At 62.4% G+C, this 19,450-nt stretch carries 14 protein-coding genes; 11 read left to right on the top strand and 3 right to left on the bottom strand.

The features are described from left to right. Positions 1 to 176: 176 nt before the first annotated feature. Positions 177 to 623, bottom strand: coding sequence for a DUF805 domain-containing protein (locus tag HJB84_RS07470; protein WP_221115617.1), 447 nt, complete (start codon positions 621 to 623; stop codon positions 177 to 179). A gap of 336 nt (positions 624 to 959) precedes the next feature. After that, on the bottom strand, positions 960 to 1,439 hold the full coding sequence (locus HJB84_RS07465; RefSeq protein WP_207585463.1) for a class I SAM-dependent methyltransferase: 480 nt from the start codon (positions 1,437 to 1,439) through the stop codon (positions 960 to 962). A gap of 124 nt (positions 1,440 to 1,563) precedes the next feature. On the opposite strand from HJB84_RS07465, the gene HJB84_RS07460 reads away from it, so the two are divergent. Beyond that, positions 1,564 to 2,739, top strand: coding sequence for a DUF3095 domain-containing protein (locus HJB84_RS07460; RefSeq protein WP_221115616.1), 1,176 nt, complete (start codon positions 1,564 to 1,566; stop codon positions 2,737 to 2,739). 174 nt (positions 2,740 to 2,913) lie between these two features. On the opposite strand, the gene HJB84_RS07455 is transcribed toward HJB84_RS07460, so the two are convergent. Then, on the bottom strand, positions 2,914 to 4,251 hold the full coding sequence (locus HJB84_RS07455; protein ID WP_221115615.1) for a nucleotide sugar dehydrogenase: 1,338 nt from the start codon (positions 4,249 to 4,251) through the stop codon (positions 2,914 to 2,916). Positions 4,252 to 4,819: 568 nt separating this feature from the next. Between HJB84_RS07455 and HJB84_RS07450 the strand changes: the two genes are divergently transcribed. The 10 genes from HJB84_RS07450 to HJB84_RS07405 all read left to right on the top strand — a co-directional run bounded on the left by HJB84_RS07450 (position 4,820) and on the right by HJB84_RS07405 (position 19,444). Further along, positions 4,820 to 6,163 carry an adenylate/guanylate cyclase domain-containing protein gene (locus HJB84_RS07450; RefSeq protein WP_207585460.1) on the top strand — a complete coding sequence of 448 codons (1,344 nt, stop codon included), beginning with the start codon at positions 4,820 to 4,822 and terminating at the stop codon, positions 6,161 to 6,163. 156 nt (positions 6,164 to 6,319) lie between these two features. After that, positions 6,320 to 8,215, top strand: coding sequence for an ABC transporter ATP-binding protein (locus HJB84_RS07445; protein WP_207585459.1), 1,896 nt, complete (start codon positions 6,320 to 6,322; stop codon positions 8,213 to 8,215). Beyond that, entirely contained in the window at positions 8,209 to 10,116 is a 1,908-nt protein-coding gene (locus tag HJB84_RS07440) for an ABC transporter substrate-binding protein (protein ID WP_207585458.1), read from the top strand. The genes HJB84_RS07445 and HJB84_RS07440 overlap by 7 nt, the downstream gene beginning before the upstream one ends. A gap of 3 nt (positions 10,117 to 10,119) precedes the next feature. Continuing rightward, entirely contained in the window at positions 10,120 to 11,118 is a 999-nt protein-coding gene (locus tag HJB84_RS07435) for an ABC transporter permease (protein ID WP_007628233.1), read from the top strand. Next, positions 11,118 to 12,290 (top strand): ABC transporter permease, encoded by a 1,173-nt coding sequence (locus HJB84_RS07430; protein ID WP_221115614.1) that lies wholly within the window; start codon positions 11,118 to 11,120, stop codon positions 12,288 to 12,290. The genes HJB84_RS07435 and HJB84_RS07430 overlap by 1 nt, the downstream gene beginning before the upstream one ends. A gap of 96 nt (positions 12,291 to 12,386) precedes the next feature. After that, entirely contained in the window at positions 12,387 to 13,595 is a 1,209-nt protein-coding gene (locus HJB84_RS07425) for a glycosyltransferase family protein (RefSeq protein WP_207585456.1), read from the top strand. A 9-nt stretch (positions 13,596 to 13,604) separates the two neighbouring features. Beyond that, positions 13,605 to 14,852 (top strand): glycosyltransferase, encoded by a 1,248-nt coding sequence (locus HJB84_RS07420; RefSeq protein WP_207585455.1) that lies wholly within the window; start codon positions 13,605 to 13,607, stop codon positions 14,850 to 14,852. Beyond that, a complete protein-coding gene (locus HJB84_RS07415; RefSeq protein ID WP_259671041.1) occupies positions 14,834 to 15,994 on the top strand; it encodes a glycosyltransferase family protein in 1,161 nt (386 codons plus the stop codon). The genes HJB84_RS07420 and HJB84_RS07415 overlap by 19 nt, the downstream gene beginning before the upstream one ends. A gap of 169 nt (positions 15,995 to 16,163) precedes the next feature. Then, on the top strand, positions 16,164 to 18,878 hold the full coding sequence (locus tag HJB84_RS07410; protein ID WP_207585453.1) for an ABC transporter ATP-binding protein: 2,715 nt from the start codon (positions 16,164 to 16,166) through the stop codon (positions 18,876 to 18,878). A gap of 98 nt (positions 18,879 to 18,976) precedes the next feature. After that, positions 18,977 to 19,444: a cyclic nucleotide-binding domain-containing protein gene (locus tag HJB84_RS07405; protein WP_003563501.1), complete on the top strand. Its 468-nt coding sequence runs from the start codon at positions 18,977 to 18,979 to the stop codon at positions 19,442 to 19,444. Positions 19,445 to 19,450 lie beyond the last annotated feature (6 nt).

The following is a 19,450-nucleotide window of genomic DNA, read 5'->3' as shown; positions in this document are numbered from 1 at the left end:
CAAGCAAGGCGCCTACAGTCTTATCAACGTCCTGCTTAATAGTCGTTTTTCGGATAAAACAGCTACAATTCAAACGCAGAAATTGCAATAAGCCGGTTGCTTCAAAACAGGCGCTAACTCATGTGGAAACTAACCGCAGAAACGGAGCTACCAGCAGGCTGCGGATGCCCATGCTGTTAGGCAAAGACTTCTGCGCGCGCTTCAGGACGCAGCGGATCGCGTCCGAACTTGTTCGGACCTTCGGTGCCCGGAAGCACGTTGATCACCAGGATCGCAATAACTGCAATGAGACCCATGTAGGGAACGAAATTAGCAACGCACAGCGCGAGATACCACCAGCCGGAAATGTTGCGATCATGGAAGCGGCGAACTTGAACTGCTATCGCTGGCAAAAACATCGCCAGCCAAATCAATCCGCCGAGGAAGAAGAGAAGGCCGAGCGGTGGCGGAACTCCGTCCCGGAAGTCGGAAAAGCCGGCGACCAAACTGCACAGGATGCCCATCGCAAGCAGCACTAGAACATAGAATAAGACATACCACCAATATTCGGCGCGGGACGCCCTGCCGGAGAAAGTTGCATATTTCTGCACCAGAACCGTGCCGGCAGCTTCAGTAAACCCCACTTCGATGCCCCATCTGTGCTAGCGGCGAGTCTGGTGATCGCTCACCTTTCGGCTCGGACCTACAGCCCGACGAAAAACAGCTACAATTCAAACGCATAAATTGCAATGAGGCAGCTGCATCGCGTCAGCATCCAAACGCGATGCTTGGGCGGAAAGATTTTTTAACTTAGTTGCCCGGGGAATTCGATCGTATAATGTGGTGGTTTACACGCCTCCCCGTGCCGCGTAGCCCCCTCATCCGCCTGCCGGCACCTTTTCCCTGCGGCTGAGAAGAGAATCGTGGCAACGCCTCGCTTCTGTTGAAACCTCGGTCGCCACAGTCGCCGCTACCACGGCTTATGTCCTCCGATAAAGAAAATACCGCCCTTCCTTGATTCCCTCCGGCAGCGGCAGCGCCGCCAGTTCGGCATGCTCCAGCGGCAGGCCGCTGACGGCGATGCCGTTTGGGGCGATGACGCCGGCCATCAGCTGCGGCAGCCAGGTCAGCGTCACCGCGTCGATCTCGTCATGGCCGGTGCCGATGTCGGCATGGGCAAGGGCCGCGCCGATGCCGAGGAAGGCCTGGCCGGATTCGCGGATATTGCCGGTCACCATATCTTCCGCCGCGGGTGTCGAGGCTGAATAGGAGCGGACCTCCCAGTCGAAGGCGACGATGCGGCGGCCGGGGAAATTCTCGCGCAGGTGATCATAGGTGCGGCCATTGCCGAGGCCGAATTCCAGCACCGGACCCTCTGTTTCGCCGACCAGATCGATGATCGCGTTCAAAATGTCGCGTTGGGCCGTCAACCGGCGAATGAAGCTGTCGAGGCGGCTCATCTAATCCGTATCCGTCATGAAAAATCGTGCTCGGGTGCTAACACATGAAACCTTGCCAAGTCGATTGCCGTAAATGGGAAATGGCGTTGCAGTGGCAACATGGGTCTGTGCTAAGCTGGATGACATGAAAACCGTGACCGACGAAGAATTCTTTGCCTCCGTGCCGCTGTTCAGCGTCTTCGAGGGCGTGACCGATGCCGCCAATTATCGGCCGCTGCCGGACGGATGGGTGCTGGCGCTCGCCGACATCGTCGGCTCGACGCAGGCAATCGCCGGCGGCCGTTACAAGGACGTCAACATGGCGGGCGCCAGCGTCATTTCGGCGGTGTTGAATGCCGTCGGCAAGGGCGATTATCCCTTCGTCTTCGGCGGCGACGGTGCGCTGATCGCGCTTCCGGGTTCGCTGGAGCAGGCGGCGCGCGATGCCCTTGCCGCGGTGCAGGTCTGGGTCGAGGAAGATCTCAGCCTGATGCTGCGCATCGCCATCGTTCCCGTCGCCGACACCCGCGCCGAGGGTCTCGACGTCCGCGTCGCACGTTACTCGGCAAGCCCGCACGTCACCTATGCGATGTTCTGGGGCGGTGGCACCAGCTGGGCGGAAAGACAGATGAAGCTCGGCCGTTACGCCGTCGACCGCGCCGCCCCGGAAACCCGCCCAGATCTCACCGGCCTCTCCTGCCGCTGGAGCCCGATCGATGCGCAAAACGGCGAGATCGTCTCGATCATCGCGGTTCCCGGCGAAGGCCGCCCGGGCGAAGAATTCCGCGAGCTCGTCAACGGTATCGTCGCCATCACCACCGAACAGAACCGCGATAGCCATCCGGTGCCGGCCGGCGGCCCAAACTTCGCCTTTTCGCTGCACGGCATCAATCGCGAGGCCAAGGCCACCGCGCCGGCCGGTCGGCGGTTGCGGCAGAAGCTCTTCATCTTCCTGCAGCTCGCCGTTACCGTATTGTTCTACAGGCTCGGCATTCCGCTCGGCCGCTTCGACGCGCGCCGCTACAAAAGCGACGTCGCCGGCAATTCCGATTTCCGCAAGTTCGACGACGGGCTGAAGATGACGGTCGACGTCGATGCCGAACATCTGAAACGGATCGAGACGTTGCTGGAAGCGGCGCGGGCCAGGGGCATTGCCCGCTACGGCCTGCATCGGCAGGCCTCGGCGCTGATGACCTGCTTCGTGCCGACGCCGATTTCGCGCGACCACATGCATTTCATCGACGGTGCATCAGGCGGTTATGCGGTGGCCGCCAGCCGGATGACCGGCAAGTCGCTTTCTGCAACGCCGCCCGTCATCTGAGACGCGCACCGAAGAAAGGCAACCCGCCGCTTTGACGGCGACGGGCTGATCTCATCCTGGTTTACGCAACGACTTAGCGGGAACGGCAACGACCGGTTCGGGTAGTTTCCTTGTCGCCGTCATCGTAGGCAATGCCGACGGGTGCCATCGAGCCTCCCTTCTTAGCTGTGGCCGTCACGCCTTGATGATGTGACCGGCAGAAAGCCCGAGCCGGTTGAAGACGTTGCGCGTGTCGATGATCAGCGCAGCACTTTTTGCGAGCGTCGCATAATCCACGCTGTCATGGTCGGTCGCGACCAGCACCGCATCGTAACCGGCGACCGCTTCCGGCGTCAGCGCCACCGATTGGCGGCCCTTCAGCGCCTGGTATTCGCGTGTCGGCGGGATCTCGGTGACGAAGGGATCGTGATAATCGGCCCGTCCGCCGCGTTCCTCAATGATCTCGATCAGCCGCAGCGATGGGCTCTCGCGGATATCGGCAACGTTCTTCTTGTAGGCGAGCCCGATCACCAGCACCTTGCTGCGGCTCAGCGCCTTGCCGGCGCGGATGTCGAGGGCTTCGGCAAGCTTGCCGACGACATAACGCGGCATTGCCGAATTGATCTCGCCGGCGAGCTCGATGAAGCGGGTGGGCAGCTCGTATTCGCGCGATTTCCAGGTGAGGTAGAAGGGATCGATCGGGATGCAATGGCCGCCGAGGCCGGGGCCGGGATAGAAGGGCATATAGCCGAAGGGCTTGGTCTTGGCCGCGTCGATCACTTCCCAGACATCGATGCCCATCGCCGCATAGACGGTCTTCAGCTCGTTGACGAGGGCGATGTTGACCGAGCGGAAGATGTTTTCGGTAAGCTTCACCGCCTCGGCCGTCGCGTTCGAGGAGACCGGAACGACGGTCGAGACCGCCGCACCGTAGAAGGCCTTCATCAAGGACAGCGCCTCAGTGCCGTCGCCGGCGACGACCTTCGGGATGGTGGCGGTATGATAATTCTGGTTGCCGGGATCCTCCCGCTCCGGCGAGAAGCCGACGAAGAAGTCCGAACCGGACTTCAGCCCGGTGCCTTCGAGAATGACCTTGACGATATCATCGGTCGTGCCGGGATAGGTGGTCGATTCCAGCACGACGAGCTGGCCGGGGCGCAGCTGCGCGGCGATCGAGCGCGACGTCGCCTCGACGAAGGAAAGGTCGGGATCGCGGTGTTTGGTCAGCGGCGTCGGCACGCAGATGATGATGACGTCGCAGGCGGCAAGCCCGGCGAAATCGGTCGTCGCCTCGAAGCGTCCTGCTTTGATCTCGGTGGCAAGCGCTGCGTCGCTGACCGCGTCGATATAGGAGCGGCGGGCATCGAGCGCCACCATCTTGGAGGGATCGATGTCGAAGCCGGTGACCGCAAAGCCGCTGCGCGCCACCGCCATCGCCAGCGGCAGGCCGACATAACCGAGCCCGATGATGCCGGCACGCGCCGCGCGGGTGTCGATCTTCTGCAAAAGCGTATCGAAGGTGGAGAGAGCCAAGGCGGGATCTTTCAAACGGGGAAATTCAGGAAGCTGATCTAATGCATGATTGCGGTGAATTAAACCCGGGGGCGGATGTTCCTCTTTTCCCGGCGGCATGCCGTCCTGTCGATGCAGTGGCTTCCCCTCACCCTAGCCCTCTCCCCGTAAAAACGGGGAGAGGGGACGTGCCCTGCGCGAGGTGGGTGGGAACGGAGAGGTCGCGGCTCGGCAGGCGGATGAGGGGCAGGTCTCGCCGACATATTTGAAAACCCCTTAGCCGGGGTGTGGCCAAAATGCCCCGCCGCCATCCTTTGCTGCAACTTCAGGGCACAAAAAATGCCGATCCCATTGTTTCGCATTTGCAGCATCCCTATTTTGACTTTTGATAATGAACCGCCGTGAAAGGACCGCCCCTCCGATCCCCCGATAGGGAGCAAAGGGGTGCCGCTGCCGGGCTCTCGGCAGATCGTTGACAAATAATACCGCTCGTACATCCTGATTTCCTTGTGACCTGCGCATGAAAATGTGCCGGCCGGGGGATTTTTGGCTCTTGAGGATGGCGTGGCTTATGAGGATCATACCGAGAATGAGCACGATCGAATCCAGCGTCTCCTCCATCCTGTTGGACCGGGTCGCCGAATGGCTGACGAACTCTTCGCTGGCCGGAGACGAACTGGAAAACATTGTGCGCGGTTTCTGCGAACGGCTCGCCTCCGCCGGCCTGCCGATTGCGCGCGTGCATCTGACCTTTTCGATGCTGCATCCGCTCTACGACGCGCTGAGCTTCACCTGGCGGCGCGCCAGTGGCGTCACCATCGAGGGCTTCCGCATGCCGGCCGGGCAGAAGCCGGACCGCTTCCTGCAGAGCCCTTATTATTACCTGCTCGACAACAATCTGCAGCACATCCGCCGCCGGCTGATGCAGGAAGGGCCGGCCGAATTCCCGATCTTCGAGGACCTGCGCAAGGACGCTATCACCGATTACCTGGCCTTCGTGCAGCCCTTCGGCGACGGTTCGGTGCAGGGCATGATGGGCTCCTGGTCGACCGACCACCATAACGGCTTTTCCGACGACATGATCGATGCGCTGCTGAGAATGCAGAACCATCTGGCCGTCGCCGCCAAGATGGCCGTGCTCGGCAAGCTCGCCAACAACATGCTGACCACCTATCTCGGCGGCGATGCCGGTAAGCGGGTGCTGAACGGCCAGATCCGCCGCGGCGACGGCGAGACGATCCGCGCCGCCCTGGTCATGGGCGACATGCGCGAATCCACGGTGTATGCCGAAAAGGAAGGCCGCCAGGCCTATATCGACACGCTGAACCAGTTCTTCGACGCGATCGCCGCGCCGTTCAACCGCAATGGCGGCGAGATACTGAGTTTCCTCGGCGACGGCTTCCTCGCCGTCTACCCCTGCGGGCGCCACAAGGACCCGTCGAAAATCGCCTGCGAGGCAGCACTTTCCGCCGTCCATCAAGCGCAGGCGCGGGTTGCCGAACTCAACAGGGATCGCGAGCAGAAAGGCCTCAGCAAGGTCGGCTACGGCATCGGCCTGCACGTCGGCAACGTCATGTTCGGCAATGTCGGCCTCAAGGATCGGCTGACCTTCTCGGCCTTCGGCTCGGCGGTCAACGAGGTGCAGCGCCTGCAGATCCTGACGAAGAAATACGGCCGCGAGGTCGTCGCCAGCCAGGCCTTCGCCGGTTATTGCGGCGGCGAATGGACGACGCTCGGCGAAGAAAAGCTGCGCGGCATCCGCCAGAAGGTGACGGTGCTGCAGCCGCGTGCGCCCACCCCCGAGATCAACGTCGACGAGAGCTTCCGCGAGGCCGTCCAGAACGGACTTTCAGAAGCCGAGCAGGTCATTCTCCTGCACCGTGACGCGAAGAAACAAGTCGAGCGCACAACCATGGAGAAGTTCATCCAGTAAAGCCACGAAACTCCTGCCATAAATCTGCGCATCCCGCCTGGGGAACTTCGGCGGGACGTGGCAGTTTTCCCTTGATTGTCATCTGCTAGACACCCCGTTTGCGGTACGATAGTGTTGCCTCAACGGGAACATAGAAGACTGGGGAATTTCATTGGTATGGCGTCTGCAGCCGATTTGTTGCGTATTGAAAATCTCGACGTTTCCTTCTCGGTTTTCGGCGACCGGCTGCGCGTCGTAAAGGAAGCCAATCTTCGCATCCTTCCGGGCAAGGTCACCGCTCTCGTCGGCGAATCCGGCTCCGGCAAATCGGTGATCAGCCAGTCGGTCATGGGCATTCTGCCCAACCCGGCCAGCGCCTCCGGCCGCATCCTCTTCACCGATCCGCTCGACGGCACCGCGACCGATATTCTGTCGCTCTCGCGCGACAGCGAGGAAATGCGCGACCTGCGCGGCCGGCGCATGGCGACGATTTTCCAGGAGCCGATGACCTCGCTCTCGCCGCTGCACACCGTCGGCAACCAGATCGGCGAAGCGCTGCTGATCCATACCGAAGCCGACAAGCAGGAAGCACGGGAGAAGACCGAGGAAATGCTCGGCCTCGTCGGCTTTTCCAATCCCCACCGCACCTACGACATGTATCCGTTCGAACTGTCCGGCGGCATGCGCCAGCGCGCGATGATCGCCATGGCGCTGATCTGCAAGCCGGCGCTGCTGATCGCAGACGAGCCAACAACGGCGCTCGACGTGACGATCCAGGCGCAGATCCTCGAGCTGCTGCGCGATCTGCAGGCCAAGCTCGGCATGGCGATGCTGCTCATCACCCACGATCTCGGCATCGTCGCCAATATGGCCGACGAGGTGGTCGTCATCTATCACGGCGAGATCATGGAGGCCGGGCCGGTAGAGGCAATCTTCCGCAATCCGCAGCATCCCTATCTCAAGGCGCTGATGGCCGCCGTTCCGCATTTCGACATGAAACCCGGCGAGCGGCTGAAGGCGCTGCGCGACGTGCCGGTCAATCTCGAGACCCTCGTCGGCAAGAAGAAGCCGTTGCAGGCGGAGGCGCCGGGCACACTGCTTTCGGTCGCCAACCTCTCGAAAACCTATAAGACGCGCAAGCGCAGTTTCCTCGGCAAGCACGAAGCCGCCGTCGTGCACGCCGTCGACGACGTCAGCTTCGACATCCGCCGCGGTGAATGCCTCGGCCTGGTCGGCGAATCCGGTTGCGGCAAGACGACGCTCAGCAAGATCCTGATGCGCGCCATCACACCCGACAGCGGCGCGGTGGTGTTCAACGACGGCAAGGACGTAATCGACGTGCTTTCGGTGCGCGGCGAAGCGTTGCAGGATATGCGCACCAAGATCCAGATGGTGTTCCAGGATCCGGTCTCCTCGCTCTCGCCGCGCATGACGGTGCGCAACATCCTCAGCGAACCGCTGGAGATCCACGACCGCGGCGACAGTGACGAGCGCAAGCGCAAGGTCGAAGGCTTGATGGCGGCGATCGGCCTCGACAAGCGTTATCTCAGCCGCTACCCGCATAGTTTTTCGGGCGGCCAGCGCCAGCGCATCGGCATCGCCCGCGCCCTGGCGCTCGGCCCGAAGCTCGTCATCCTCGACGAGCCGGTCTCGGCTCTCGACGTTTCCGTCCAGGCGCAGATCCTCAATCTGCTGAAGGATCTGCAAAAAGAGCTGGGGCTGACCTATCTCTTCATCTCGCATAATCTCGCTGTCGTCGATTACATGGCCGACCGCATCGCGGTGATGTGCAAGGGCCGCATCGTCGAGATCGCGCCGCGCGAGATCATCCTGCGCGACCCGGTGCACCCCTATACGAAATCGCTGCTCGCCGCCGTCCCCTTCCCCGATCTCGACCGGCCGCTCGATTTCAAGGCGCTCCGGGAAAACGGCGCTGCCGACAAGCAGAACTGGGGCGCGACCTTCACCGCCGCGCATGACGACGCCTCCGAGCTTGCCTATGCCGATCTCGGCGACGGCCATCTGGTGCGCGCCCGCAAAGGCGCCGATGCCAAGGAGTTGCGCGGATGGTGACGCGTCGCATTTTTCTGGGCGGCCTTGTCGGCGCAGCGATCGCGCCGGCGGTGCTTCGGGCGCAACAGGCCGGCGAGCCGGAATTCCTCAAGGACCAGCTCACATCCGGCAGCCTGCCGCCGATGGCCGAGCGCATTCCCGCTCGCCCTCGCATCGTCAACCTGAAGGAAATGGGGCTTGCACCCGGCAGCTACGGCGGCACGGTGCGCACCATCATCGGCAGCCAGCGCGACATCCGCTTCATGACGATCTACGGCTATGCCCGCATGGTCGGCTACAACAAGCACCTGCAGTTCCAGCCGGATATCCTCGCCGATTTCCGCTCGGAGGACGACACCGTCTTCACCTTCACGCTGCGCGAGGGCCATAAATGGTCAGACGGCCAGCCGTTCACGGCCGACGATTTCCGCTACTGGTGGGAAGACGTCATCCTGAACGACAAGCTGACGCCCGGCGGCGGTGCGCTGGAGCTTCGCCCTCATGGCAGCCTGCCGCGCTTCGAGATGCTCGATCCGCTGACGGTGCGCTACACCTGGGATAAACCCAACCCGATGTTCCTGCCGACGCTGGCCGGCCCCATCCCGCTGGTCATCGTCGGGCCTGCGCATTATCTCAAGCAGTTCCATAAGAAGTTCCAGCCTGACCAGGCGAAGATGGACCAGATGATGCAGGCCAACCGCGTCAAGAAGTGGCAGGACCTGCACATCAAGATGGCCCGCTCCTACCGGCCTGAGAATCCCAACCTGCCGACGCTCGATCCCTGGCGCAATACGACGCCGCTGCCGGCCGAACAATTCGTCTTCGATCGCAATCCGTTCTTCCACCGCGTCGACGAGACCGGCAGGCAGCTTCCCTATCTCGACCGGTTCATTCTCAACGTCTCCTCCTCGTCGATCATCGCCGCCAAGGCGGGTGCCGGCGAGGCCGACCTGCAGGCGACCGGCATCGATTTCAACGACTACACCTTCCTGAAGGAGGCCGAGAAGCGCTTCCCGGTGAAGGTCAATCTCTGGAAGGTGGCGCGCGGCTCGCGCATCACGCTGTTGCCGAACCTCAACTGCGCCGACGAGGTGTGGCGCGGCCTTTTCCGCGACGTGCGCCTGCGCCGCGCCTTGTCGCTGGCGATCGACCGGCACGAGATCAACATGGTCGCCTTCTACGGCCTCGGCACGCCGAGTGCCGATACCGTCCTACCCGACAGTCCGCTGTTCAAACAGGAATATGCCGATGCCTTCGTGAAGTTCGATGTCGACGAGGCCAACCGCCTGCTCGATGAGCTCGGCCTGACCCAGCGCGGCGATGACGGCATCCGGCTGTTGCCGGACGGGCGGCGCGCCGAGATCACCGTCGAAACCGCCGGCGAGAGCAATCTCGATACCGACGTGCTGGAGCTGGTCCACGATCACTGGGCCAATATCGGCCTTGCGCTCTATACCCGCACCTCGCAGCGCGACGTCTTCCGCAACCGTGCCATGAGCGGCTCGATCATGATGTCGATCTGGTACGGGCTCGACAATGGCGTGCCGACGGCCGACATGTCGCCCTCAGGGCTGGCGCCGACGCTCGACGATCAGCTGCAATGGCCGCTCTGGGGCATGCATTACCTCTCCGCCGGCCAGGAGGGCGCCGCACCGGACTTGCCGGAAGCAGCCGAACTGGTCGACCTGCTCGGCCAATGGGGCTCGACGGCGAAATTCGAGGAGCGCCAGGTGATCTGGCACAAGATGCTGTCGCTCTATACGCAGCAGGTGTTCTCGATCGGGCTGATCAACAGCACGCTGCAGCCGGTCCTTTGCGCCGCCAAGCTGCAGAACCTGCCGGAGAAAGCCCTCTACGGCTTCGATCCCACCTCCTATCTCGGCATCTACATGCCGGATACATTCTGGTACAAGGAGGCCTGAGGCGTGCTCAGATACATTCTCTGGCGCATCGCCGCCATGGTGCCGACGCTCTTCGTCATTTCAGCGCTGGTTTTCACCATCATCGAGCTGCCGCCGGGCGACTTCTTCGAAAGCCAGATCGCCGAACTGCGCGCCTCCGGCGAGACCGCCAACCTCCAGGAAATCGAGGAGATGCGCCAGCAATACGGCTTCGACAAGCCGGAGATCGTGCGCTATTTCTACTGGGTCGGCGGCATGCTGCACGGCGATTTCGGCTATTCCTTCGAATACCAGCTGCCGGTCTCCGACGTCGTCGGCGAGCGCCTGTGGCTGACGATCCTCGTCTCCTTCACCACTATCCTGCTTACCTGGCTGATCGCCTTTCCAATCGGCATCTATTCGGCCACGCACCAGTATAGCTGGAGCGATTACGGGCTGACCTTCTTCGGCCTGCTCGGCATCGCCATACCGAACTTCATGCTGGCGCTGATCCTGATGTATTTCGCCAATATCTGGTTCGGCATCTCGATCGGCCATCTGATGGACCAGCAATATATCTCGGCGCCGATGAGCTGGGAGAAGGCGCGGTCGATCCTCTCCCATCTCTGGATCCCCGTCATCATCGTCGGCACGGCCGGCACCGCCGGCATGATCCGCCGCTTGCGCGCCAACCTGCTCGACGAGATGCAGAAGCAATATGTGACGACAGCGCGCGCCAAGGGTCTGCATCCGATGCGGGCGCTGCTCAAATATCCGCTGCGCATGGCGCTCAACTTCTTCGTCGCCGACATCGGCTCGATCCTGCCGTCGATCATCTCGGGCGCCGAGATCGTTGCAATCGTCCTGTCGCTGGAGACGACGGGACCGATGCTCATCAAGGCGCTGCAGAGCCAGGACATGTATCTCGCCGGCTCGTTCCTGATGTTTTTGGCCTTCCTCAACGTCATCGGCGTTTTGATCTCCGACATCGCCCTCGGCTTTCTCGATCCCCGCATCCGTCTGCAAGGCAGGAGCACCAAATAATGCCGCCCCTTCCCGCACCCGGCGCGCCGCTTCCGCATTATGTCTCGACCGCGCCTTTCGACCCCTTGGCGACCGAGACCATGACGGCGGCGCAATCGCGCATCCATCTCGCCTCGCAAAAGCAGCTGATGTGGTGGAAGTTCAAGCAGCACAAGCTGGCCTTGATCTCCGGCATCTTTCTCGCCCTCGTCTACCTGATGATCCTGATCGTCGAATTCCTGGCGCCCTACGGTCTGCACACGCGCAACGTCGATTTCATCCATGCGCCGCCGCAAAGCATCCATTTCTTCGACAAGGGCAGCCTCGTCGGTCCGTTCGTCTACGGCCGCAGCATGACGCTCGATCTCGACACTCTGCACCGCGTCTATGCCGACAAGACGAACGACGTGCAGCCGATCCGTTTCTTCTGCCGCGGCGATGCCTATAAATTCTGGGGAATTGCCGCCTCGAACTATCATCTGGTCTGCCCGGCAATCGGCGGGCAGATGTTCCTGCTCGGCACTGACCGGCTCGGCCGTGACGTGCTGTCGCGCATTCTCTACGGCGCACGGATATCGCTGACGATCGGTCTGATCGGCATTTCGATCAGCTTCGTGCTCGGCATCGTCATCGGCGGCCTTGCCGGTTATCGCGGCGGCATTTTCGATCTCATCGTCCAGCGCCTGATCGAAGTGCTGCAATCGCTGCCGAGCCTGCCGCTGTGGATGGCGCTGGCGGCGATCATGCCGGTGACCTGGAGCCCGATCGTCATCTATTTCGGCATCACCGTCATCCTCGGCATCATCGACTGGACGGGGCTTGCCCGCGCGGTGCGCTCCAAGCTGCTGGCGTTGCGCGAGGAGGACTACGTCCAGGCGGCACAGCTGATGGGCGCCAGCACGCCGCGCATCATCGGCCGGCATCTGGTGCCGGGTTTCATGTCGCATCTCATTGCCTCGGCGACGATTTCAATCCCCGGCATGATCCTCGGCGAGACCGCACTCTCCTTCTTGGGCCTCGGTCTTCGCCCGCCGATCACCAGCTGGGGTATTCTGCTGACCGAGGCAAAAAGCGTCAGCGTCATCGCCTTTTATCCTTGGTTGCTCTATCCGATCATTCCTGTTGTTCTTGTCATTTTGGCGTTCAACTTTCTGGGAGACGGCTTGCGTGATGCGGCAGATCCCTACAAATAGCAGGAAGTTCCGCGGCGCCTCACGGCACCGCCCCCATCTCCTGGCCTCCGGACGGTGGGGGTACTAACCATGTTGCTCAGCCCAGAAGGGATGCCCATGTCCAGACGACTCGAAGATGCGCGCATCCTCATGTACAGCCACGACACCTTCGGTCTCGGCCACCTGCGCCGCTGTCGCGCCATCGCCCATGCGCTGGTCGAGGATTATCGCGGCCTCAACATCCTGATCATTTCAGGGGCGACGATCGCCGGCGCCTTCGATTACCGCGCCCGCGTCGACTTCGTGAAGATCCCGAGCGTCATCAAGCTCCGCAACGGCGAATATACGTCGCTCGCCAGCCATATCGACCTGCACGAGACGCTGAAAATGCGCGAATCGAGCATCCGCCATACGGCCGAGACCTTCCAGCCCGATATTTTCATCGTCGACAAGGAGCCGATGGGACTGAAAGGGGAGGTCGAGGATACTCTGGCCTATCTCAAGGCCCGCGGCACCGTGCTGGTGCTCGGCCTGCGCGAAGTCATGGACGCGCCGCATCTGCTCGACGCCGAGTGGAAGAGGAACGGCATCATGCAGAAGATCGACCAATATTACGACAGCGTCTGGGTCTATGGCCCGCCTGATTTCTACGATCCGCTTGTTGGTCTCGACGTGCCGGCCAGCCTGCGCCGGAAGATGGATTTCGTCGGTTTTCTGCAGCGCAGCGTCTCCAAGGGCAAGACCTCGGTCAACGCCCGCAAGGACAATTACCTCCTGGTCACCACAGGCGGCGGCGGCGACGGCTCCGATCTCGTCCACGACGTCATGAACGCCTACGAGGCCGATCCGACGCTGACGCAGAAGGCGCTCGTCGTGCTCGGACCCTATATGCCGGCCGCCGAGCGCGCCAAGCTGGTGCAGAAGGGCGAAGCCATCCCGTATATCGAGGTGATCGAGTTCGACAATCACATGGAAGAGCTGATCGACGGCGCCACCGGCGTCGTCGCGATGGGCGGCTACAACACCTATTGCGAGATCCTCTCCTTCGACAAGCCGGCCCTCATTGTGCCGCGCGTCAAGCCGCGCGAGGAACAGTTGCTGCGCGCCCAGCGGGCAAGCGAGCTCGGACTCGTCGACATGCTGCTGCCGGAACAATCGGTCGATCCGACCATCATGGCCGAGGCTCTGAAGCGTCTTCCCTCCCGGCTGCCGCCATCAAAGAGCGGCAGCAATATGCATCTCGAGGGGCTGGACCACATCTCGCAGACCGTCGGCCGATGGATCGACGGCCGCGGCAGCCACCTTTCCCTCGTCGGCGCGGAATAGGGAACAGCCTTGCCGCCACGCCGCAAGATCCTCGTCGTGCTGAAAGGCTATCCCCGCCTTTCGGAAACCTTCATCGCCCAGGAGCTGCTCGGCCTCGAAAAGGCCGGCTTCGACCTCACGCTGATTTCGATGCGCCGGCCGACCGACAAGAAGCGCCATCCCGTGCATGACGAGATCAGGGCGCGGGTCGTCTACCTGCCGGAATATCTGCATGAAGAGCCGATCCGCGTGCTGAAGGGCCTGGTCGCCGGTTTTTCCAAACCGGGCTTCAAGGCGCTGATCAAACGCTTCCTCGCCGACCTCACGCGCGACCTCTCCCGCAACCGCTTCCGCCGTCTTGGCCAGGCACTGGTGCTGGGACGAGAATGGCCGGACGGCGGGCAATGGCTGCATGCCCATTTCATCCACACACCGGCTTCGGTGACGGAATATGCGAGCATCCTCACCGGCACGCCCTGGACCTGTTCGGCGCATGCCAAGGACATATGGACGTCACCCGACTGGGAGTTGCACGAGAAACTCGGCAGTGCCCGCTGGGCCGTCACCTGCACCAGGACGGGCTATGAGCACATGCGCGCACTGACGTCCCGCAAGGATGCGGTGCACCTAAGTTACCACGGGCTCGATCTTGCCCGTTTCGGCCATTTTGCCGGCGAGCGTTCGGACAGGACCGGCAGCGACCCCGCCGATCCCGCCTTCATCCTTAGCGTCGGCCGCGCCGTCGAAAAGAAGGGCTACGACGTGCTGCTGCGCGCGCTGGCCCTGTTGCCCGCCGACCTCCACTGGCGCATGGAGCATATCGGCGGCGGCGAGGAGCTTGCGAGGCTGAAGGCGCTGGCAGCCGAACTCGGCCTTGCCGACCGCATCGTCTGGAAGGGCGCCATGGCGCAGGAAGACGTGCTCGATCATTATCGCCGCGCCGACCTCTTCGCGCTTGCCTGCCGGATCGCCGCCAACGGCGACCGCGACGGCCTGCCGAACGTGCTTGTGGAAGCCGCGAGCCAGCGGCTCGCCTGCCTCTCGACCGACGTATCCGGCGTGCCGGAGCTGCTGACGGACGGTGAAAACGGCCTGGTGGTGCCGCCAGAGGATCCGGCGCTGCTTGCCAAAGCGCTGGAGGCGGCAATCCGCGACCCGGCCCTGCGCAAGCGCCTCGGCGACGCCGCCGAAAAGCGGGTGCGCGAAGATTTCGACTATCACTCCAGCATCAGACAGCTCACCGGCCTGTTCGAGGCCGAATGGCAGAAGGCGTCATGACGGCACCGCGCATCTTCTTCTACGTCCAGCACCTGCTCGGCATCGGCCACATAGCCCGCGCCAGCCGCATCGCCATTGCGCTTGCCAAGGATGGTTTCGACGTCACCGTCATCACCGGCGGCCTGCCGGTTCCGGGTTTTCCGGGCGAGGGTGTGAAGACCGTGGCCTTGCCGGCGGTCGTTGCCAGCAATGCCGGTTTCTCCGGTCTCGCCGATGCCGATGGCCGGCCAGCGGGCGAGGATTTCCTCCATGCCCGCCGCGATCTGCTACTTGACGCCTTTCATGCAGCAAGGCCCGATGTCGTCATCATCGAAGCCTTTCCCTTCGGCCGCCGGCAGATGCGCTTCGAACTGCTGCCTTTGCTTGCCGCAATCGACAAGGCCGAGCCCCGACCGAAACTCTTGAGCTCGGTGCGCGACATCCTGCAGGAAAACCGCAAGGCCGGCCGCGACGCGGAAACCGCCGCCCTGGTCAAAGCGCATTTCGATGCCGTGCTGGTCCACGGCGATCCGAGCTTCGTCAGGCTCGAAGACACGTTCCCGCTGACAGGGGAGATCGCCGACAGGCTGCGTTATACCGGCCTCGTCGCAGCGCCGCCGGCGCCGGAACCGACCGAGATATTCGATATCATCGCATCGGCGGGCGGCGGCGCGGTCGGCGCCGCGCTGATCGGTGCGGCGAAAGAGGCGGCGGCGATGCTGCCCGCCGATCTCCGCTGGCTGCTGATATCGGGTCCCAACCTGCCGGAAGCCGATTTCGCCGCGCTGTCGCAGGACGCGCCTGCGAATGTGACGCTGGTGCGCTTCCGCAAGGATTTTCCCTCGCTACTGCGCGGCGCCAAGGTTTCGATCTCGCAGGCCGGCTATAACACGGTCGGCGACCTCCTGCGCACCGAATGCCGGGCGATCCTCATCCCCTTCGTTGTCGGCGGCGAGACCGAACAGACGGTGCGCGCCGAGCGGCTGCAGGCGCTTGATCTGGCCGATATCCTGCCGGAAACCGGACTGACGGCTGGCCATGTGAAAGAGGCCGTCGAAAAGGCGCTCGCCACGGCGCGCCGCGAGCCGGTATTGCTCGATCTCGACGGCGCCGAGAAAACCGCTGGCATCATTCGCTCCATGCTGGCCGAATCGCTCGCCTAATCCAAAATTCCTGTGATATAAGCAATGTTCCGGCGAGAATCGGCGTTTCTGCAGCCGGTCGCTTCGCCTTGTTTTCATTGCGATATCGGCGGTCCGGCTGCATGGTCCTGTTCTCAACATTCCTCCCCATCCCGGCCCCCGGAATTTCCCAGCAAGCTGACGGTTAGCCATGGAAAAAAGCCTCGCCCGCTACATCTGGAAAAACACGCGGCTGCAGCAGCTGTGGATTCTGGCTGTCGTCGCCGCCTCGATGGTGCCCTACTTCCTGTCCTTCGACCTGCCGAAGCAGATCGTCAACGGACCGATCCAGGGTGACGGCTTCGAAGGTCCGGGCGCACGGCAGACCTTCATGCACATTGCCTACGACATCCCGCTGATCGGCCATGTCGAGTTCTTTCAAGGCTTGCAGCTCAACCGCTTCCAGATGCTGATGGCCCTTAGCCTGGTGTTCCTGGCGCTGGTGGTGCTGAACGGCCTCTTCAAGTTCTATATCAACACCTATAAGGGCCGGCTTGGCGAGCGCATGCTGCGCCGTATCCGCTTCGAGCTGGTCGACCGGGTGCTGCGTTTTCCGCCCATTCATTTCAAGCGGGTAAAATCCGCCGAGATCGCCACCATGATCAAGGACGAGGTGGAGCCGATGGGCGGTTTCACCGGCGATGCCTTCGTCTCGCCTGCCCTTCTCGGCGGCCAGGCGATCACCGCACTCGCCTTCATCATCGTCCAGAATTTCTGGCTCGGCATGATCGCCGCCGGCATCGTCGGCGTCCAGGCCATCATCATCCCTCGCATGCGCAAGCGGCTGCTGGAGCTCGGCCGCCAGCGGCAGCTGACGGCACGCGAGCTTTCCGGCCGCGTCGGCGAAATCGTCGACGGCATTGGCACGATCCACGGCAACGACACCTCCAACCTCGAACGCGCCGACATCGCCTCGCGGCTTGGCCGGATCTTTTCGATCCGCTACGACCTTTACCAGTGGAAGTTCCTGGTGAAGTTCATCAACAACTTCCTCGCCCAGGTCACGCCTTTCCTGTTCTACGCGATCGGCGGCTACCTGGCGCTGCAGGGCAGGCTCGATATCGGCCAGCTCGTCGCCGTCATATCAGCCTATAAGGACCTGCCCGGGCCGCTGAAGGAACTGATCGACTGGGACCAGATGCGCCAGGACGTGCAGGTGAAGTACCAGCAGGTCTATGAGCAGTTCAATGTCGAGCCGCTGATCGACAGCCGCATCCAGGAGCTCGCCACTGCCCCGGTGGGTCCGCTGACGCATGCGTTCGTCGTCACCAACCTCTCACTCTCCGATGACAGCGGCGCCCGCCTGGTCGACCACGTCTCCGTCGAGATCAAGCCGAACGAGACAGTTGCGATCGTCGGCCCGAACGGCAGCGGCGCGGAAGCCTTCGCCGAAGCGCTCGGACGCATGGTCTGGCCGGATTCCGGCCGCATCACCATCGACGGGCAGGACCTGTTGGCTATGCCGGAATCGATCACCGGCCGGCGCATCTCCTACGCCTCGGCCGACACCTTCTTCTTCCATGGCACGCTTGCCAGCAATCTGCTCTACGGCCTCAAGCACGCGCCGATGACCGATCCGGTCTACGACGAGCAGGAAGCGCTGGAATACAAATGGCATTCCATCGAGGCGGTGAAGGCCGGCAATCCGACGCTCGACCTCAACAGCGACTGGGTGGACTATAAGGCAGCCGGCGCCAGCGGGCCGGAAGACCTTTTGAAAGCGATCCGCCCGGTGCTCGACGCCGTGATGATCTCGCAGGACATTCTGGATCTGGCGCTGCGATCGACCGTCAACACCGACGTGCATGTGGCCGTCAGCGATCACGTCGTCGCACTGCGTGCCTCGCTCCGGGACCGGCTGCGCGACGAAGGGCTCGACACGATCGTCGTGCCTTTCGATTTCGACGCCTATAACGGCCAGGCGACGGTTGGCGAGAACCTGCTCTTCGGCACGATGAAGCGGCCGCTGATGACCAATCGCAGGCTGGCCGCGCATCCCTATTTCCAGCAGCTGTTCCGCGAAACCGGCCTCAGCACCGATCTCTATGCCATGGGCCTGGAGATCGCCGAGAATGCGGTGGAACTCTTCCATGATCTGCCGCCGGACCATCCGTTCTTCCAGCAGCTGACCTTCATGACGGCGGATGACATTCCGACCTATCAGGCGCTGCTGCAGAAACTGCAAAGCCGCCGCTTCGAAGACGCGACGCCCGAGGAACGTTCGGCCATCATCCGGCTGAGTTTTGCCTATATCGAGCCGCGCCACCGCTTCGGCTTGCTGACGGACGAGCTGATGGGCAAGATCGTCAACGCCCGCAAGCAGTTTCACGAGCATATTCCGGCCGATCTCGCCGAGCTGATCGAGCGCTACGACGCCGAGCGTTTCACCCCGTCTGCAAGCCTGATGGACAATGTGCTCTTCGGCCGCATCGCCTATCAGCAGGCCGACGCCTCCGATCGCATCCGCGGCATCATGGGCGAGCTCTTCGACGCGCTCGACCTTTATGACGATGTACTGTCGATCGGCCTCGAATTCGACGTCGGCTCCGGCGGCAAGCGGCTGACTATGGTGCAGCGGCAGAAGCTGAACCTTGCCCGCGCGCTGTTGAAACGCTCGGACTATTTCATCTTCAATCGGCCGCTATCGGCGCTAGACCAGCGCGTTCAGGATCAGATCACCCGCAACATCGTCGAAGACCTTCACGAAGAAGGCCAGCGGCCGGCAATCATCTGGGTGCTTTCCAATGCCCGGATGGCAGAGGTGTTCGACCGGATCCTGCTCTTCGACCGCGGCGGACTGGCGGAAGCCGGAAACTATCCGGAACTTTCCGAGAAAAACGGGATGTTCAAGGAACTGTTATCGTAATATTCTATAGGGGCGGCGATGGTAGGTGTTCCCGATGGGACGCCCGGAATTGAAGACATCTGGTTCGAAGAACCCGGCGTCAGGGGATTGAAACGCTCATGCTGTTGAGAGACGAAGTCGAAATGCTGCGACGGGTGCCGATCTTTTCGAGGATTGCGCCAGCAAAGCTCAAGCTTTTGGCCTTCACCTCCGACCGCATGACCTACAAGGCCGGTCAGAACCTCTTCCATCAGGGCGATGTCGGCGACGCCGCCTATGTGATTCTTTCCGGCACCGCCGACATCATCGTCTCCTCACCGGCCGGCGAGATCAAGGTTGCCGATGTCGAGCTCAATTCCATCGTCGGCGAAATCGCCATCCTCTGCGATGTCTCGCGCACGGCAACGGTGCGCGCCACCTCCCCGCTCGAAGTGCTGCGCATCAGCAAGGAGCACTTCCTGAAGCTGCTCAGCGACTTCCCCGAAATGGCCGTGGAAATCATGCGCGTTCTCGCCGACCGCCTGAACCACACGACGGCGGAATTGACCGCGGCCCGCGCGGCAAAGCAGCCGCAGATGGCGCAGTAAAATGCG

Origin of the sequence: Rhizobium sp. NZLR1b, assembly GCF_019685155.1 — a bacterium.
GTDB lineage: Bacteria > Pseudomonadota > Alphaproteobacteria > Rhizobiales > Rhizobiaceae > Rhizobium.
The sequence above is the reverse complement of the archived record's forward strand: the minus strand, read 5'-3'. Positions and strand labels throughout refer to the sequence as shown.

What these genes read in the sequence shown, in the direction of transcription:
- HJB84_RS07460 (WP_221115616.1), top strand. Translation starts at nt 1,564, where the DNA reads ATGAAAACCGTGACCGACGAAGAATTCTTTGCCTCCGTGCCGCTGTTC.
- HJB84_RS07465 (WP_207585463.1), bottom strand. Translation starts at nt 1,439, where the DNA reads ATGAGCCGCCTCGACAGCTTCATTCGCCGGTTGACGGCCCAACGCGAC.
- HJB84_RS07405 (WP_003563501.1), top strand. Translation starts at nt 18,977, where the DNA reads ATGCTGTTGAGAGACGAAGTCGAAATGCTGCGACGGGTGCCGATCTTT.
- HJB84_RS07430 (WP_221115614.1), top strand. Translation starts at nt 11,118, where the DNA reads ATGCCGCCCCTTCCCGCACCCGGCGCGCCGCTTCCGCATTATGTCTCG.
- HJB84_RS07415 (WP_259671041.1), top strand. Translation starts at nt 14,834, where the DNA reads ATGGCAGAAGGCGTCATGACGGCACCGCGCATCTTCTTCTACGTCCAG.
- HJB84_RS07450 (WP_207585460.1), top strand. Translation starts at nt 4,820, where the DNA reads ATGAGCACGATCGAATCCAGCGTCTCCTCCATCCTGTTGGACCGGGTC.
- HJB84_RS07440 (WP_207585458.1), top strand. Translation starts at nt 8,209, where the DNA reads ATGGTGACGCGTCGCATTTTTCTGGGCGGCCTTGTCGGCGCAGCGATC.
- HJB84_RS07425 (WP_207585456.1), top strand. Translation starts at nt 12,387, where the DNA reads ATGTCCAGACGACTCGAAGATGCGCGCATCCTCATGTACAGCCACGAC.
- HJB84_RS07410 (WP_207585453.1), top strand. Translation starts at nt 16,164, where the DNA reads ATGGAAAAAAGCCTCGCCCGCTACATCTGGAAAAACACGCGGCTGCAG.
- HJB84_RS07445 (WP_207585459.1), top strand. Translation starts at nt 6,320, where the DNA reads ATGGCGTCTGCAGCCGATTTGTTGCGTATTGAAAATCTCGACGTTTCC.